Annotated in this window: 2 protein-coding genes; both read right to left on the bottom strand. The window is 31.4% G+C overall.

The features are described from left to right. Positions 1 to 86 precede the first annotated feature (86 nt). Complete coding sequence (locus Q0820_RS16840; protein ID WP_298489450.1) at positions 87 to 464, bottom strand: hypothetical protein; 378 nt, start codon at positions 462 to 464, stop codon at positions 87 to 89. Positions 465 to 466: 2 nt separating this feature from the next. Next, positions 467 to 1,633 carry a hypothetical protein gene (locus Q0820_RS16835; protein WP_298489448.1) on the bottom strand — a complete coding sequence of 389 codons (1,167 nt, stop codon included), beginning with the start codon at positions 1,631 to 1,633 and terminating at the stop codon, positions 467 to 469. Between the last annotated feature and the right edge of the window lie 834 nt (positions 1,634 to 2,467).

Below are 2,467 nucleotides of genomic sequence, written 5' to 3'. Positions count from 1 at the left end.
GTATACGAGACCCGTACGTACGGTGGTGTGAGAGGCGCACTCTCCTCAATTATGGGGAGAGCCGTCTACTCGATTGTAGGCAGTATTTAATCAATCATTTTATCCTCAACCAACCATATTTTTTCAACTTCTATAAGACAGCCTTTGTCATCTTTTTCTTTAATGAAAACATAAAATACATATTCAGTAAAATACTCTGGATATTTTTTCTTTTTATTTAATTCAATAAATTCAGAGTAAGAAGTTAAAATATTACTTTTTATTGAATTGTATTTTACATCTATTTTTTGATTTTTTTTGTTATCATACTTAAAAGTATGTTTTTTATCAATGGAGTAAATTTCTGAGTTCTTTTTAATAATTAGGGCATCTTTGCTTTCATTAAAAAGAAATATTATTTTTTCTTTTTCTTGCGAAAAAAGGTTTGTTGAAATTAACATAAAAATATAAATTAATTTTCTCATAATTATTGACAATTAGGGTTATTAGTATTAAAGTCAGTAATAGTTTGGCTAATGCTATCTCTTTTAGTTTGTGTTAAATTATTCCAAGCCACTGTATTTTGAAGTCCAGTCCAAGCAAGAGCTTCGTATATTTCATCGGTCTGTGAATTATCAAATTCTTTTAGCGCTTGTTTAATAATGTCCCTATAGTGTTGAGCCATAGCTTCATGTTGTGCACTTGAAGGGCTCTGACCTTGAGGCACATTCCATTTCCATCTCATATAGTAATCATATAAACCTGGGTAATCACTTCTTAATTGTATCAATTGATTCTGGTCTAACTGAATACTTGAATGTTGTGCTACAGATAATAGTTTTCTAAAAGTTTCAGCATGAATCATTTCGTGAATAAAAGTTCTTGCAATAGATAAGATTGGTCTATTTAGGTTATTTTCATTAAAGGTAATTGTAATTAAATAATTTTGTGGAGCACTTGTTTCTGCATTTGTATTAGCATCAAGAGTAGTACTTGATGTTAATTTTAAATTGGCAACGGACATATCTCCATCAAAGTTGTTTAAATAATTAGCAAAAATTGAAGCTTTACCCATTCCTGTATATACTGAATAAAGACAATCGTTATCTTTTAAATCACTATCTAAAATTAATTCTTCCTCAAAATCCACTTCACCACCATCCATTAAAGCCTTAACAGCAAATTTGCTAAACTCAATAGCTTCATCGGAAAACATATCAGCAGAAAGAAAGTCATGTAATTTAAACGCATACTGCCCATTCTCCCATTTATCAATCCATAATTTTTCAAGACGGTTCAAGTTTAATCTATTTTTAACAACATCTATTTGCCTCAGTTCTTCTCTGTCAAAAGGCGATGCTATTGGAGAAGTCCTTGAACCTCCAGTACCTCCATAAGTAGTTCCACCAATAGTTACGGTAGCCGTATTGCCTTGATGATATTCCTTGTAATCTTCGTCATAATAAAGAACAGTTTCGCAAGATGAGGCAGTTAGCACCCAACTATAATCATGTACTATTAAATTACTAGTACCACCTGTAAAATGTGAACCAGTTCTAACATATTCATAGGAATAGAAACAGACATATGCTTGTTTTGTTTTTGCAAATAGAGAACTGAAATCTAAATCAATCGGTCTTATAGAGGTCTTCATTGATAAAGATTTAAAATCTTTATATTTTAAATCATTTGCAGAATAATCATATTCTACTATAAAGGCATCATATTCATTCTCGTCGTTTAATTCAAACAGTATATTGGTTATTTTTTCGTCTGTTCCCTGTATTAAAGGAAAGGTATATGAATGGTAGTCGCCATCTTCTATATAAGTAGCAGAATCTGTATAAATAGTAAAGTCGTATTCTTCGTTGTAGACATTTTTACCTGACAGTTTGGATGATTTGTTTTCAATAACCTTGTCATTGAATTCTTTTAGTTTTGAAACAAGCTTGGTGTTTTTTTCAATATTTGTTTTTGAATAATGTTTGAGCGTGAGAGTTGGTTCTTGGTCTTCAATCGAGGTGGTTTTTTCTTGGATGCTTTCTTTTTCACAATTGGTCAGTAAAAGTCCAATGGCAAATAATGTAAGTCCGAATGTGAGCAGTTTTGTAAATTTATTTTTCATGTGTTCCGTTGTTTAAATTTTAGTTAATAATTTTTAATGTGTTGGCATATTGCCTACAACGTTTAGTGTATGAAACGTAGCGTCTAAAATGACACTAACTTTTCGGATTAACGCATAGCCGAATTTTTATGTTTTGTTTTTATTTTTTCTATTCTAAAAGCCAAATTTAAAAATTTGGCGGTCTTTGTAAATAAGCATAAACCTTTCGGTTTAGTACTTATTTAGCTATGTTTTATACACCGTGTGTGTGCCCAGCATGGGCATCTTTAATTTATCGAAAGATAATTAATTCATCTAGAGGGTGCAAGTCCCTTATGCGCAGGAGTAACGTCTTGAAGCATTAGTAAGTCGCAAGGGTGGTGA

The organism is uncultured Maribacter sp., assembly GCF_947495965.1.
In the GTDB taxonomy this organism is placed as follows: Bacteria; Bacteroidota; Bacteroidia; order Flavobacteriales; family Flavobacteriaceae; genus Maribacter_B.
Note: the sequence above shows the minus strand (reverse complement) of the source record. Positions and strands in the feature narration are given on the sequence as shown.